Source organism: Streptococcus sp. IsoGale021 (assembly GCF_031142795.1).
GTDB lineage: Bacteria > Bacillota > Bacilli > Lactobacillales > Streptococcaceae > Streptococcus > Streptococcus hominis.
Genome location: NZ_JAKZJH010000029.1, coordinates 1 through 610 on the forward strand (window position 1 = coordinate 1; position 610 = coordinate 610).

Below are 610 nucleotides of genomic sequence, written 5' to 3' on the forward strand. Positions count from 1 at the left end.
CGAACCTCTAACCGCCTGATTCGTAGTCAGGTACTCTATCCAGTTGAGCTAAGGGTGCTCTTTCCTATGCCGAGGACCGGAATCGAACCGGTACGATTGTTTCCAATCGCAGGATTTTAAGTCCTGTGCGTCTGCCAGTTCCGCCACCCCGGCTTCCTCAAGCGAACGACGGGGTTCGAACCCGCGACCCCCACCTTGGCAAGGTGATGTTCTACCACTGAACTACGTTCGCATTCGCTTCTTTCCTTTAATGCCGGCTACATGACTTGAACACGCGACCCTCTGATTACAAATCAGATGCTCTACCAACTGAGCTAAGCCGGCTTATCTCCTATGCGGGTGAAGGGACTTGAACCCCCACGCCGTTAAGCGCCAGATCCTAAATCTGGTGCGTCTGCCAATTCCGCCACACCCGCCTGTGACTATGACCCGTACTGGGCTCGAACCAGTGACCCTTTGATTAAAAGTCAAATGCTCTACCAACTGAGCTAACGAGTCTCTCTAATGTATCTCTATACATTAAAACGGTCCCGACGGGAATCGAACCCGCGATCTTCGCCGTGACAGGGCGACGTGATAACCGCTACACTACGGGACCTATTAAGCTTTT

The 610-nt window shown here is 52.5% G+C and carries 6 tRNA genes; all 6 read right to left on the reverse strand.

The features are described 5' to 3' along the window. Positions 1-67: 67 nt before the first annotated feature. A tRNA-Leu gene (locus RG565_RS08995) sits at positions 68-153 on the reverse strand. Between the two features lie 7 nt (positions 154-160). Further along, a tRNA-Gly gene (locus RG565_RS09000) sits at positions 161-232 on the reverse strand. Between the two features lie 19 nt (positions 233-251). Then, positions 252-324, reverse strand: a tRNA-Thr gene (locus tag RG565_RS09005). A gap of 10 nt (positions 325-334) precedes the next feature. Continuing rightward, a tRNA-Leu gene (locus RG565_RS09010) sits at positions 335-416 on the reverse strand. A gap of 9 nt (positions 417-425) precedes the next feature. Further along, positions 426-498: transfer RNA gene (locus RG565_RS09015), tRNA-Lys, on the reverse strand. Between the two features lie 27 nt (positions 499-525). Continuing rightward, positions 526-598, reverse strand: a tRNA-Asp gene (locus tag RG565_RS09020). Positions 599-610 lie beyond the last annotated feature (12 nt).